10 protein-coding genes are annotated in these 13,705 nt (G+C 45.3%); 4 read left to right on the top strand and 6 right to left on the bottom strand.

Features of this window, described 5'->3' with window-relative positions; all coding sequences use genetic code 11:
* Together F3J22_RS22670 and F3J22_RS22675 are read left to right on the top strand one after the other, a co-directional pair.
* Positions 1 to 1,092: an efflux RND transporter periplasmic adaptor subunit gene (locus F3J22_RS22670; protein WP_167020207.1), complete on the top strand. Its 1,092-nt coding sequence runs from the start codon at positions 1 to 3 to the stop codon at positions 1,090 to 1,092.
* Between the two features lie 58 nt (positions 1,093 to 1,150).
* A complete protein-coding gene (locus tag F3J22_RS22675) occupies positions 1,151 to 4,252 on the top strand; it encodes an efflux RND transporter permease subunit (protein WP_167020208.1) in 3,102 nt (1,033 codons plus the stop codon).
* Positions 4,253 to 4,465: 213 nt separating this feature from the next.
* Here the strand turns inward: F3J22_RS22675 and F3J22_RS22680 are convergent, their stop codons facing one another.
* Entirely contained in the window at positions 4,466 to 5,485 is a 1,020-nt protein-coding gene (locus F3J22_RS22680; protein WP_167020209.1) for a rhodanese-related sulfurtransferase, read from the bottom strand.
* 352 nt (positions 5,486 to 5,837) lie between these two features.
* Complete coding sequence (locus tag F3J22_RS22685; protein WP_167020210.1) at positions 5,838 to 6,380, bottom strand: hypothetical protein; 543 nt, start codon at positions 6,378 to 6,380, stop codon at positions 5,838 to 5,840.
* Positions 6,381 to 6,903: 523 nt separating this feature from the next.
* On the opposite strand from F3J22_RS22685, the gene F3J22_RS22690 reads away from it, so the two are divergent.
* Positions 6,904 to 7,278 carry a response regulator gene (locus tag F3J22_RS22690; protein ID WP_240155197.1) on the top strand — a complete coding sequence of 125 codons (375 nt, stop codon included), beginning with the start codon at positions 6,904 to 6,906 and terminating at the stop codon, positions 7,276 to 7,278.
* 557 nt (positions 7,279 to 7,835) lie between these two features.
* Here F3J22_RS22690 and F3J22_RS22695 read toward each other — a convergent pair.
* The 4 genes from F3J22_RS22695 to F3J22_RS22710 all read right to left on the bottom strand — a co-directional run bounded on the left by F3J22_RS22695 (position 7,836) and on the right by F3J22_RS22710 (position 12,486).
* Positions 7,836 to 10,355, bottom strand: a complete 2,520-nt coding sequence (locus tag F3J22_RS22695; protein WP_167020212.1) for a DUF5686 and carboxypeptidase regulatory-like domain-containing protein — start codon at positions 10,353 to 10,355, stop codon at positions 7,836 to 7,838.
* Between the two features lie 75 nt (positions 10,356 to 10,430).
* Positions 10,431 to 10,796 (bottom strand): hypothetical protein, encoded by a 366-nt coding sequence (locus tag F3J22_RS22700; RefSeq protein WP_167020213.1) that lies wholly within the window; start codon positions 10,794 to 10,796, stop codon positions 10,431 to 10,433.
* Between the two features lie 68 nt (positions 10,797 to 10,864).
* A complete protein-coding gene (locus F3J22_RS22705) occupies positions 10,865 to 12,049 on the bottom strand; it encodes an O-succinylhomoserine sulfhydrylase (RefSeq protein ID WP_167020214.1) in 1,185 nt (394 codons plus the stop codon).
* A 17-nt stretch (positions 12,050 to 12,066) separates the two neighbouring features.
* Entirely contained in the window at positions 12,067 to 12,486 is a 420-nt protein-coding gene (locus F3J22_RS22710; protein WP_167020215.1) for an OsmC family protein, read from the bottom strand.
* A gap of 176 nt (positions 12,487 to 12,662) precedes the next feature.
* Here F3J22_RS22710 and metX point away from each other — a divergent pair, with 176 nt between their 5' ends.
* The gene (gene metX, locus F3J22_RS22715; RefSeq protein ID WP_167020216.1) at positions 12,663 to 13,676 is read left to right on the top strand and encodes a homoserine O-acetyltransferase; all 1,014 of its coding nucleotides are present in this window, start codon (positions 12,663 to 12,665) and stop codon (positions 13,674 to 13,676) included.
* The last annotated feature ends 29 nt before the right edge of the window (positions 13,677 to 13,705 follow it).

A 13,705-nucleotide genomic window follows, 5' to 3' on the forward strand; every position in this document is an offset into this window, starting at 1 on the left:
ATGAACCGCATCACCGTGATCGTCGGATTCGCCCTGCTGGCAGCGGTTACAGGAACCGGATGTAAACATGCACCTGTAGAAGATACCGAGAAAAGCACCTTCGTACTGAGCGACACCATGCTCCGGAGTGTAAGAATAGATACCGCCCGTATGGAGCCGGTAAGAAATGAAATTCGTTTATCCGGCAAGGTTACTCCCAATGGCGGTAAGGTATTAAAAGTATATCCGCTGGTAAGTGGGTATGTGAAAGATATTAAAGTACAACTGGGCGATTATGTACAGAAAGGCCAGGTGCTGGCAGTCATACATAGTGCGGAGATTGCCGATTATGAGAAGCAGTTATCGCAGGCAAAATCTGACCAGGGCGTTGCTGAAAAGAACCTGAAAGTAGCACAGGACCTGTACGACAGCCGCCTGGCCACAGAAAAAGATGTGGTAAACGCCAGAGGTGATGTACAGAAGGCCAATGCAGAAATCATCCGGCTGAACGATCTCTTTAAAATATACCGCAAAGGCAGCGGCGCCACCTACCTTGTTACCGCTCCTATCTCCGGCTATGTGATCGAAAAGAATATCAACAATAACATGGAAATCCGCTCCGACAACAGTGCCAATATCTTCACGGTATCTGAGCTGGACGATGTATGGGTAGTGGCCAATGTTTTTGAAACAGATATTTCCCGCATCAAAGAAGGCTATGAAGCCAAAGTGGTTACTGTCAGCTATCCTGACCAGCCCTTTACCGGCCGTATCGACAAGATCTACAATTTCCTGGACCCGGCTACCAAAACCATGCAGATACGTATCAGCATCGATAATAAGAAGATGGAACTGAAGCCCGAAATGTTTGCGACCGTATATGTGACCTATAAGGACAAAGATGAAAAGGTCGCGATTCCATCCAGCGCTGTCATCTTCGACAACAGCAGGAATTATGTACTGGTCTTTAAAGACAAATTTAATATTAGCATACGTCAGGTAGAAGTAGCAAAATCTTCCGGCGAATTAACCTATATCCAGTCCGGACTGCAGCCAGATGAACAAGTTATATCTAAAAATCAGCTGCTGATTTATGATGCACTGAAAGATTAGCCAGCTTTAGCTCACTTGCCAGAATATCACAACCAGACTGCGTTCTAAAGTAAATGATATGAATAAATTCATACGAAATATTGTAGCATTCTCGCTAAAGAACAAATTGTTTGTTTTCATCGGGGTTGCCACGCTCATCATTGCAGGGGTATTTTCCTTTGTACATACGCCTATCGAGGCTTTCCCCGATGTTACCAATACCCAGATCGTTATCGTTACCAAATGGAACGGACGAAGTGCACAGGAAGTGGAACGTTTTGTAACCCTTCCGATAGAAGTATCCATGAACGCCGTACAGCGTAAGACCAGCGTGCGTTCAGTAACCATGTTCGGGTTATCTGTAGTCAGAATTATTTTTGAAGATGATGTAGAAGATTTTTTTGCCCGTCAGCAGGTAAATAATATGCTGACAGGTGTTAACCTGCCGGAAGGCGCCGATCCGGAAGTACAGCCTCCATATGGCCCTACCGGGGAGATTTTCCGCTATTACCTGAAGAGCCCGAAACGCGATTCCAGGGAATTGCTCACCTGGCAGAACTGGGTAATAGACCGCCAGATAAGAAGTGTGCCGGGAGTAGCGGATGTAGTGGCCTTCGGCGGACAGGAAAAGATTTATGAGATCAGCGCTGATCCGGTAAGACTCGCCAAATATGACATCACCCCGCTGGAACTTTATCAGGCAGTAAATAAGAGCAACGTCAACGTAGGCGGCGATGTCATCGAGAAAAACGGCCAGGCCTATGTAGTACGCGGTATCGGGCTGCTCAACAGCATTAACGACATCAACAACATCATTGTACAAAGTATTAATGGTGTTCCCTTACTGGTGAAAGACCTCGCCAATGTACATGAGGCCTCCGCACCGCGCGTGGGTCAGGTAGGCATTGATAAAGGTGATGATATCGTGGAAGGCATTGTGGTGATGCGAAAGGGAGAAAACCCTTCAGAAGTTTTGGCGCGCCTGAAGGAAAAGCTGAAAGAGCTCAATGAGACGGTATTGCCGGACGATGTAAAGATGGTTACATTTTATGACCGCGATACACTGATGGAGTTCTGTACACATACGGTTATGCATAACCTTGTAGAGGGAATCATCTTCGTAACTGTGATCGTATTCCTCTTTATGGCCGACTGGCGTACCACGGTGATTGTTTCGATCATTATTCCGCTGGCACTGCTGTTTGCCTTTATGTGCCTGCGTTTGAAGGGTATGAGTGCCAACCTCCTGTCTATGGGGGCCATCGACTTCGGTATTATCATAGATGGTGCCGTGGTGATGGTAGAAGGGATTTTTGTAATGCTCGACCATCAGGCCCATAAATATGGGATGGAGCGGTTTAACAAGATGGCCAAGCTGGGATGGATCAAGCAAACTGGTGGAGATCTCGCGAAAGCCATTTTCTTCTCCAAACTCATCATTATCATTTCTCTGATACCAATATTTTCTTTCCAGAAAGTAGAAGGAAAGATGTTCTCTCCCCTCGCCTGGACCCTGGGATTTGCTTTACTGGGCGCATTGCTGTTTACACTGACGCTGGTGCCTGTACTCTGCTCCATTCTTCTCAATAAAAATGTAAAAGAGAAAAATAATATCCTCGTTAAGTTCTTCGATCGCATTGTTACCAGTGGCTTCAACAAAACCTACCGGAACAAGCGCCTGAGCTTAACACTTGCTTTGGCATTTATGGTGCTCACCTTTGGATCAGCGAAGTTCCTGGGAACGGAGTTCCTGCCACAGTTAAATGAAGGCTCGCTATGGGTAACCACGGAACTGCCGATGAGTATGTCTTTGACAGAAAGCGTGAAAATGGCCCATGATATCCGTCAGGACCTGGGCGGATTTCCGGAAGTGAAGCGGGTATTATCGCAGGTAGGCCGTTCCAATGACGGTACAGACCCGAATGGATTTTATTTTGTGCAGTACCAGGTAGACCTGGCGCCGAAGGCTGAGTGGACCAGAAAAATCTCCCAGGACGAGCTCATTACACAGATGGAACAGCGACTGCGTAAGTACCCGGGCATTATCCTGAATTTCTCCCAGCCTATCAGTGATAACGTTTCAGAAGCAGTAGCCGGCTTCAAGGCCGCCAATGGCGTGAAGATTTTCGGTGACGACCTGGTGAAACTGGAAGCATTATCACAGCAGGTAATAGCGCAATTAAAGCATGTTCAAGGTATTAAAGACCTTGGCGTCATCCGGAATATTGGTCAGCCGGAAATGAGCATTAACCTCGACGATAATAAGATGGCGCAGTATGGTGTATCTACCGGCGATGCCCAGGCAGTTATTGAGATGGCTATTGGTGGAAAAACGGCCACACAGTTATATGAGGGCGAAAAGAAATTCGATATCCGTATCCGTTATGACGAGAACTACCGCAAAACGGAGGAAGACCTGGCTAACCTGATGGTGCCTACTATTAATGGCAATAAGGTGCCGTTAAAGGAAATTGCCGAAATCACGACGATTACCGGCCCTGCATTTATCTACAGAGATTCCAACAAACGATTTATAGGGGTTAAATTCTCTGTTCGCGACCGCGACCTGGGAAGTACCATAGCAGAAGCCCAGGATATGGTAAGTAAGGCCGTAAAGTTGCCAAAAGGCTACAGCATTGGCTGGACAGGTGAATTTGAGAACCAGGTGCGCGCTACGAAGCGTTTAGGGCAGGTGGTACCCATCAGTATTGTGGCGATATTCCTGGTGTTGTTCATTATGCTGGGTAGTGTAAAGGACGCCGGATTGGTACTGATGAATGTTCCTTTTGCCCTGATCGGGGGTATTCTGGCTTTGCACGTTACCGGGATGAACTTCGGTATTTCGGCCGGCGTAGGTTTTATTGCCCTCTTCGGGATATGTATTCAGAATGGGGTGATTTTGATTTCTGTGTTCCATAAAAACCTGGAACAAAAAATAAATTTAGATGATTCAATAAAATTTGGGGTGCAAAGCAGGATCCGTCCGGTGGTCATGACAGCCCTAATGGCCGCTATAGGCTTGGTTCCGGCGGCATTGTCACATGGAATCGGGTCCGAAACACAAAAACCTTTGGCCATTGTGGTAATAGGGGGTTTAATCACTGCGACCGTTTTAACATTGCTGGTCTTTCCGATTATCTTCTATACAGCCTATAGAAAAAAGGAGACAGTGGCCAGATAAGATACATTTTTAGCCTCCGGGGAGAAATACCCCGGGGGCGATCAACTAGCTAAAAGTCACAGCAGCAATGCTGTCTTATATATTTTTAGTTCGCATATAGGTTGATAGAATGGGTCTGAAAATAGCGAAGGCCGGACAATGTCCAGCCTCCTGTAATCAAACTCAATCGCTCCACCCTGCCGAGATGAAACCACGCGGGGTGGATTTTTTATTTTAGATACGATGCTTTTTTCTTCTTGATTTATTGAACATCAGCCCCTTCTCTACCCCTTTACGCAGTTCGGCCTGTTCCTCTAACGGTAATGCGTGAACGGTTTTACATTCCTCACTGCAGCAGCCGTTATATTTGGCGGCACATTCCTCACACTGGATAAACAGCAGGTGGCAGCCATCGTTGACACAGTTGGTATGCGTATCACAAGGTTTGCCACATTGGTGGCATTCGCTGATGATGTCTTCAGTGATACGTTCGCCGAGGCGGTCGTCGAATACAAAGTTTTTCCCTTTGAATTTAACCGGGATGCCTTGTTCTTTGGCCTTGTTGCTGTACTCGATAATACCACCTTCCAGGTGGTAAACGTTCTGGAAGCCGTTATGGAGCATGTAGGCAGAAGCTTTTTCGCAGCGGATACCGCCGGTACAGTACATGATAATGTTTTTGTCTTTCTGGTCTTTCAGCATGTCTACCGCCATTGGCAGCTGTTCGCGGAAGGTATCAGAAGGTACTTCGATGGCGTTTTCGAAATGGCCCACTTCGTATTCGTAGTGGTTACGCATGTCTACGATAATGGTTTCAGACGAGTCTACCATTTCATTAAATGCGGATGCATTGAGGTATTTACCCCTGTTGTCCATATCGAAGGTTGGGTCCTCGATACCATCGGCAACGATTTTCTCCCGTACTTTAATTTTCAGTACGAAGAAAGATTTACCATCATCATCTACGGCGATGTTGAGGCGGATACCGTTCAGGAAAGGGATAAGGTATAATGCTTCGCGGAAAGCGTCCACATTGGCTTCAGGCACGCTGATCTGCGCGTTGATACCTTCATGGGCTACATAAATACGTCCGAAAACCTGGAGATCGAAGAGGGTGGAATACAGGGCGTCGCGGAAAGCCTGTGGGTCTTCGATTTTCGCGTACTGGTAGAAAGAAATAGTAACGCGTTTGAATGTCTCTTCCTGCAGTCGTTGCTTGAGCTCGACAGCAGATACTCTGTTGTGTAATGCCATTTAAAAGTTGAAATTTTCAGGACACTTGCCTTGTGAACAAAATTTCGGTAACTTCTTGATTTACAATAATCTAAAACTCACCAATAAATAAAAAACGCCTGAATGACGGTTCATTCAGACGTTGCAAAATTATTAAATAATTTCCTTACAGAAATATGAGATTTGTCATTGAATTCCATTGTTTTAAACGGTCCGCGGCTATTTGAAAAATTAAAAAAATACTTAATACGCCAATCTATAAGAGCGCGATATTTCGCTGAAAGTTAGTTTTAGTGCTGGCAGTAGAAAAGCTCAGTTCCTGTATTTTACAGGAATAATATTCACACAATCATCTGCAGAAATAACTGCCTGTTTACCAGTTCATGGAAGGCGTTACAGTAAATATTGACGAAAAATACTCTTCTGAAAACTGTCCTATTTTCAGTGCGGTTTTACCTGTCTTCCATTCTGTTTTTGAGTTGTTGGCCAGAAAGCCATCAATCGGATTCGGCTCACGGTATCTACCGGAGTTATCAATAAACGTAATACCTGCCATGGTAACGCGGTATCTACCGTCTTTTACTTCAATGGTAACGGATGCCTCATACGGGAACATGATCAGCGCCGGGGCGGACAACAGCGGATGTCCGAATCTTCTGTAGTCGACAATACCATTGATGATACGGCCTGTGATGACGTTGCCGTTTTCCTGGTAGTGGGTGAAACCCTGAATTCTGGGAATTGCAATCTGCAATTGCTTTAATAAATCAGTCTGGTTCAGGCTATCGGCTGCATATACTTTTTCGAAAATTACGTTCTGGTTCTGCAGCTTATAAAACTGATAGGGACTGTTCTGTGCCTGCATTAACTGGGTAACTCCGAGGCAGAGGGAGATTAGCAATAGTAGTTTTTTCATATTTAAAAGAAAACAAAAATCTATCCAGATTGCTGTTTTTTAAAACAATTTTCTATCTCCCTGATACTAAAAATATAAGGCAGGTATTCGCGCGAATCATCTTATCACGATGATTTTCCCCTGATTATTCTGATGTTATTTTTATCACAAAAAAATCCACTGCGATATTTTTTCGGTAAAATTTCAACAATTATTTTTAATTTTAGAATCAGAGGATCTTTTTCAACTGGAATTGTGGGAAATGCATTAAATTGCTATCTTGCAGCTCCAAAATATTGAAGCTGATTCTTTACTCGTCCTCTGGAAACGTAGGAAATTTCAAAAAGGAAAAACGAGGAGAAGATAAAGCTCGTGCATTTAGCGCGGGCTCTTCTTTGTCCGTTTTCCAGTCTCCTACGGCTACCAGAGCGGCAATGCAAGAGTCCCGCGTTTTTTTATTTCCGGGACTTGTTGATCACCAAAATCGATTGTATTCCCCATGCTCCATTCTGGCAGGTTTCAGGAAATAAAACAACGACATGTGATGATTGCGGACGCTGATGAAACATTTGCAAATGTCGTTTCAGCCATACTTCAAGGGGTACGTTTTATTCCATGTACCAGCACCTCCATCGAATATGCATTACAGGAACTCCAATCTTCACCGTATGAACTAGTCATACTGGACGATTACTGGGAAGGATACGATATCCTGGAAATCATCTCCCGTATAAAACAACAGTCTTCAGCAGCCATCGTTATCATCAGTTCTGCTTTAAGCAACACCGCAGAAGCAAAATACCTGGAAGCAGGCGCTATGGCATGTGTCCCGAAAAACGAGAAAGATCTTTCATCATTACTGATAAAAATAATCGCCATAACAGCAAATATTTCGTCCGACTTATTAGCCGGATCTTAAAACATTTCTATAATTTTTACGATTCAAACGATAATCACACACCAGGTTTCTACCTGGTGTATTTTTTTGTTTATACTTTCCCGTTACCGCTAAACATTAAATGGGCAGGTGCGTTATATCTATAAACCAAAATCTTTCGAAAAATCTTATACCGATCAATTACCAATAACATTAATGTGTGATATCCAGAGCCAGAATCAGGTAGTAAATAACATATATATTATAATAATATAAAAGGATTATCCGCACACAAAATGTGAAAAAAATAATAATGAATTTTATAACTATTTGATTATTATTGTATATATCTAAAGCATAAAGTCAAGTTACTCCGATTGGCATTCATTTTGAAATTGTATCGAGAATTATATTGTTTAACCCAAAAATGTTAGGTCATGAGTCAGTACATTACTTATTTCTTTTACGCTATTGTGGCTATCTGGATTTATCGCCTGCTCGCCTATTTTTTTGATGACAAAAAAGAAGTGCGCAGAAAAGGGAGATAAGCTAAAAGCATGGGACGGTGGCATGCAGCATACGCGGCATGCCATTTTTTATTAATTATTTTTTGGCATAATCAGGTTGCCCAGGAGGCCGCCAAATCCTACTCTAACGCCTATACGCGTATTATCCTTACTCTGATATCCCGCTATAACATCTACCCTGGCCACTTTCAATATATTTTCCAGTCCGGCGAATACCTCTACGTAATTATTATCGCTGTTTACATAAAAGGCATTGGAACCTACTACCAGGTTCCACTTCAACCGGTTAAACAAAGGAATTTTATTGGTGAGCAGCCCGTTAAAGTGGTGCTCCACATTAGCGGTGGCATAAAATGCGGCGGTGGTACTGTACAGGTAATACGGCGCCAGTTGGAAGCTGTTCAGGTATTTGATGTTGTAGAAGGTCTGGTTGCCATTAAAGTGTCTGTAGTCAGGAATTTCCACATCTTTTGCGTTCAGGAATCCGCCCACACCAAGGTTGTACCTGAACTCTCCAAAGAGTTTAAAATTCATGTTATCCCTGATATTGAAATTCCACTTATCAAAGTCGGCCACACTGTTTGCAATTCCCGGAATTCCTTTACCATAGCCAATTTCAAAGGTCGGATATTTAGATCCGTAGGCAATGGTACGGTCCGGGAACTCCCAGAATTTCTGTCCGGGCTGGAACTTGAAGCTTGCCTCCAGCACTACAGCGCTGTGACGATCGAAAGGCACATTGGCCAGCTCGTACGGATGATTAGGGGTGAATGTTTTATTGCGGCCAAAGAAGCTGAAGTCGGTGGTATTTTCCAGCGGAATCCTGTTTTCGTAGGTAGCCGACAACCGGAAACTTGTTTTATTGTCGAAGTTGCGGAGGTAGGCGCCTTTCAGGAACCAGTTTTCATAGATCTTCATGAAATTCTCGTGCAGCAGCAGCGTATAGAATTCGTTCATGAGATTGTCGATGGGGTTGTCGTGGTTGAATTGTGAAACCTGCTTCCCTCCTGCCAGCAGAAAGGAATTCGTGCCTTTGCTGTTGAAGAGTTTCCCCCTGGTGGCATAGTTCACATTTACATAGCTATTGAAATGGGTATTGCTGGTGCCATATCTGAAATACGGTGTTACTGTCAATGCACGGTCTTCGCCGGCATCAAAGGTAAAAGAAGGTTCAACAGCCAGCACCAAACCCTCTACTGTATTGTATTTGAGAGATTGAGCCAATCCTTTCATGCGAAAGGTATTATAAACGATCTGGGAATCTCGGGTGAAATAATCCTTTCGGCTGATACCACTCCACAATAGCTGCAGTGGCTTCACCGGACCTTGTTTTTTGCGCAGGGAATCTATGCGGTACCTGCTGAAAGCACTGTCTTTATTAGCTTTGGCCGTACTATCCTTGGTTTTGTAATCACGCATTTCGTAAGGCTCCAGTGGCACCGGCCGGATACTGTCCCAGTAATTTTTTGAATGCTGATTATACTTGCGGCTGAGCTTCAGAATGACGTTATCAAAATATTTAGGACCGAAGTTGGGTTGGAGATTGTAATCCGAATATACATCCACGAAATTGCCGGCAATGGACATACCCAATTTTGCAAATTCGAGGTGTACCACCTGGTCTTTCACGCGCCAGACAGTTGCCGATACCGGGACATGCGTTTGCCGGATGCGCAGCAGATCCAGCATTTCCAGTGTATATTCCGGTGTCAGTGTGAGGTCGAGGCTATGAATCCGCCAGTCGTGGTCCGTAATGAATATCGTTCCGGTAAACAGGGGTTCATATTTACGTTTAGGCGTTACTGTTATCTTATATACTGAATTACCATCTTCAATAAAGGAGCCTTCCAGTTTATATTTATAAAAGCTGAGGGCGTTTTCTGCGATGGGCGAAATAAAGCCGCGTGGGCCCATTTCTGTTATAATGGCTTCTACATTGTTATCATAGAAATTGATAAAGGCGGGGAAGTTGATTCCGAAGCCGCCGCCGCTTTTACGGGAGCTGACAACAGTAACTTTAAGTTTGTCTGGCTGGCGCCAGGCGATATTACTGACGGATTCGGTCAGGTACAATACGCCGGAACCTGCACTGTCGAGGCCCATATCCTGTTTATCCGTCTTTTTACCCAGTATTTTATCGGGCATTTTAAGTGCCTGGAGGGTGCCTTTGCTATAGATCATACATTGGAATTCCTTCACCTGTTGCTGGTAGGTTTTCCTCTTTTTGATTGCTTCGCGGATGATGGCGTAGGCAGGATCTTCACCGTTGGATTTTATCACGACTTCTTTTATCTGCATGCTGACAGCAGGCAGTTTGAAGTCGAATGTCTGTACGGCTTCGGTGAGTTTTATTTGTTGTTCTGTTTTTTTATAGCCGATATACTGACAGACGATGGTGTATGTACCGGGATTGAGTTCCAGCTGATACTGTCCTCTGGCATTGGCGGTGGTACCGGATGTGGTACCTTTTACCATGACAGTGGCGTAAGGGAGTGGTTGGTTATTTTCGTCAGTAACGATACCTCTGAGGGTATTAGCAGTAACGATACAGTAGGAACAGAGTAGGGTCAGCAGGATTACTAATTTTCTCATCATCCAAAAATAAGGCTACGATGTTATTACCGCATCAGGGTATGCAGGCTTTAGAAGATTTTTAACAGCTCTTTTTTATCGAGCTGTTGCCTTCTCAGGTTTTTTGCTGCGTATATACGCGGCCGTTAATCCTGCGAAACCAGCTGTGAGTCCACCGATGAATGCACTCACCACGCCAATAAGCGGGGCGCTCTTTACTTTCATGATGGTAATGCTCATGCGATTAGCCAGGAGGTGGTCGTTCCGGATATCCTGGTAGAATGCGAGCACTAACCAGAGTACAAAAACCGCCATGAAGGAGATAAAAAACGACTTTCCGGGGGAGGAAGGATAGAGTGCTGTGATCAGGAAAGCTACCAGCGCGGCGCTCCACCAGGGCAGTATCATGCCTGCCGCGTAGGACAGGATGAGGATGAGTAAAAATTGGGCAAAGGATTTCATAATTCTAATATAACTGAAAAAAAGAATCCTGCCTATGGGGGCAGGATTCTTTTTTAAAATATCGGTTATTATTTACTTTTTTCCAGTGCCTGGAGGATATCATCGAGGATATCCTTTACGTTTTCGAGGCCAACGGAGATACGGATAAGTCCGGGGCTGATGCCTACGTCGGCTCTTTCGGCGTCGGTAAGTTTGGCGTGCGTGGTACTGGCCGGGTGAGAGGCGATACTACGGCTGTCGCCGAGGTTGGCGGTGAGTGTCAGGAGTTGTAATGCGTTGAGGAATTTAACGCCGCTGCTGATACCACCTTTCAGTTCGAAGCATACGATGCCGCCGCCGCCGCTCATTTGTTTCTTAGCGATTTCATATTGCGGATGGCTGGGCAGCAGAGGATATTTGACGAAGCTGAGGTGTGAGTTTCCTTCCAGTGCCTGCGCGATGGCCAGCGCACTCTGTGAGTGGCGTTCCATGCGTACGTAGAGGGTTTCCAGGCTTTTGCTGAGCACCCATGCATTGAACGGCGACAGTGCCGGACCTGCGCTTCGGCAGAAGGTATATACTTCTTTGATCAGTTCTTTTTTACCTACGATGGCGCCGCCTAAAACGCGTCCTTGTCCGTCGATCCATTTGGTAGCGGAATGTGTTACCAGGTGGGCGCCTAAAGCCAGCGGGCGTTGGAGCACCGGTGTGGCAAAGCAGTTGTCGACATTGAGGATGATATTGTGTTTGTTGGCGATATTGGCCAGCAGTTCGAGGTCTATGATTTCGAGGCCAGGATTGGATGGTGTTTCCACGAAGATCATTTTGGTATTCGGTTTGATCATCGCTTCAATGCTGGCGGGGTCGTTCATATCGAAGTAGGAATATTCAATACCCCATTTAGGGAGGAATTTAGTCACTACGGTATGTGTGGACCCAAAGATGGAGCGGGCGGATAACAGGTGGTCGCCTGCTTTCAGAAGTGCCATAAAGCTGGCAAATACAGCGCTCATACCAGAGGCGGTTGCAAAGCCGGCTTCTCCCCCTTCGAGGGCTACCATTTTGTTTACAAATTCGTCCACATTGGGGTTCATGAAACGACTGTAGATATTGAAGTCGGTTTCATCCGCGAAGGTGGCTCTCATTTCTTCCGCATTGTCGAAACAAAAACTGGAAGTGAGGAACATGGGTGTGGAATGTTCCATCTGGTCGGTCCGTGGTATCTGGATCCTGACTGCGTTGGTTTCCGGCTGGTATTGGTTTTCCTTTTGCATCGCTCGAGATTCTATAATTATTCGTTGATTTTAACTTCCCAGGTGAGGTTGGTATTACCTTTACGCAGTGTTTCTGCGACAGAGCAATACTTGTTCATGGAGAGTTCAACGGCGCGTGCGGCTTTATCTGCATCGATGGTACCGAAGAGATGGAATATGAGATGTGCATTTTCCCAGAGAGAAGGTTCTTTACCTTTTTCTCTGTCCGCTTCAATTTCGATACGGAAGTCGGTGATTTCCTGGCGTTGTTTTTTCAGGATCATAACGATATCGATGGCAGAGCAGCCACCGAGGCCCATGATGATCATCTGCATTGGTCGTACGCCGTTATTTTTACCACCATTTTCGAGCGAAGAATCCATCAGCACTTTGTGGCCGTTTTCATCTACTGCTTCCATATTGAATCCGTCGTCTATTCTTTGTAATGCTATCTTCATAACTATAATTTTCTATATCAAAGATAATTATTCATCAGCTCATTGCAAAGCATAGGCATTTATACAGCCATGGCGGGGTATTTCAGCCCTATGCTACAGATGATTTACGGTATTTTTCTGCAATTTGATTGCATTTTTAGTTACTGATGTCTTAGTTTTGCGAAAATTTAATTTAGTTGTCGGCAAAGGTATTTCATAGCAAAGCAGTATTTCATCTTGAATCCGGGGAGACGTTACCCGAGTTACAAATCGCCTATCATACATACGGCACCATGCAGCCTGATGGCAGCAATGTGGTATGGGTTTGTCATGCACTGACGGCCAACAGTGATGTGGCAGATTGGTGGACAGGTCTTATCGGAGAAGGGAAAGCGATAGATCCTGCGCGTCATTTTATTGTTTGTGCCAACATTCTTGGCTCCTGCTATGGTACTTCCGGTCCTTCCACCGTGAACCCGGTTACCGGCAAGCCCTGGTACCGCAGTTTCCCGGCTGTCACCATCAGGGATATTGTAAAAGCGCATATGCTACTGCGTGCGCATCTGCAGATACCATACATTCAACTGCTGGTAGGCGGATCCATGGGTGGTTACCAGGCATTGGAATGGGCATTGATGGAACCTGATACGATCGGTAAACTTTTCCTGTTATGTACCGGAGCCGCTGAAAGTGCCTGGGGCATCGCCATTCATACGGCCCAGCGCCTCTCAATCGAGGCAGATCACACCTGGGAGCAGGAAACAGCCCATGCGGGGCATAAAGGCCTTAAAGCCGCCAGGGCGATCGGTATGCTTACCTACCGCAACTACCAGACTTTTGTGCGTACCCAATCGGACCCTGACAAGGAAAAAACAGACCATTTCAGGGCATCTTCCTATATCACCTACCAGGGCGACAAGCTGGTAAAGCGTTTTAACGCACAAACCTACTGGCTGCTTACCAAGGCGATGGACAGCCATAATATTGCCCGTGGCCGCCATGAAGACATTACCGCTTCCCTCTCGCACATAAAAATGCCGGTATTGCTGATAGGCATTACCAGCGATATATTATGTCCGCCGGAAGAACAACAGTTCATGGCGAAACATCTTCCTGAAGCCACCTATCATGAAATCGATTCTTCTTACGGGCATGACGGCTTCCTGATCGAATTCGAGAAAATCGGAAAGATACTACAGTCGTGGATTTAGCCTTTTTGTAGCTTCATACCGGAAAAGAT

Source organism: Chitinophaga sp. Cy-1792 (assembly GCF_011752935.1).
Taxonomy (GTDB): domain Bacteria; phylum Bacteroidota; class Bacteroidia; order Chitinophagales; family Chitinophagaceae; genus Chitinophaga.

Excerpts from the sequence above, each read along its gene's own strand:
- F3J22_RS22675 (WP_167020208.1), top strand. The coding sequence starts at position 1,151 with ATGAATAAATTCATACGAAATATTGTAGCATTCTCGCTAAAGAACAAA.
- F3J22_RS22680 (WP_167020209.1), bottom strand. The coding sequence starts at position 5,485 with ATGGCATTACACAACAGAGTATCTGCTGTCGAGCTCAAGCAACGACTG.
- F3J22_RS22705 (WP_167020214.1), bottom strand. The coding sequence starts at position 12,049 with ATGCAAAAGGAAAACCAATACCAGCCGGAAACCAACGCAGTCAGGATC.
- F3J22_RS22670 (WP_167020207.1), top strand. The coding sequence starts at position 1 with ATGAACCGCATCACCGTGATCGTCGGATTCGCCCTGCTGGCAGCGGTT.
- F3J22_RS22700 (WP_167020213.1), bottom strand. The coding sequence starts at position 10,796 with ATGAAATCCTTTGCCCAATTTTTACTCATCCTCATCCTGTCCTACGCG.
- F3J22_RS22690 (WP_240155197.1), top strand. The coding sequence starts at position 6,904 with ATGATTGCGGACGCTGATGAAACATTTGCAAATGTCGTTTCAGCCATA.
- F3J22_RS22695 (WP_167020212.1), bottom strand. The coding sequence starts at position 10,355 with ATGAGAAAATTAGTAATCCTGCTGACCCTACTCTGTTCCTACTGTATC.
- F3J22_RS22710 (WP_167020215.1), bottom strand. The coding sequence starts at position 12,486 with ATGAAGATAGCATTACAAAGAATAGACGACGGATTCAATATGGAAGCA.
- F3J22_RS22685 (WP_167020210.1), bottom strand. The coding sequence starts at position 6,380 with ATGAAAAAACTACTATTGCTAATCTCCCTCTGCCTCGGAGTTACCCAG.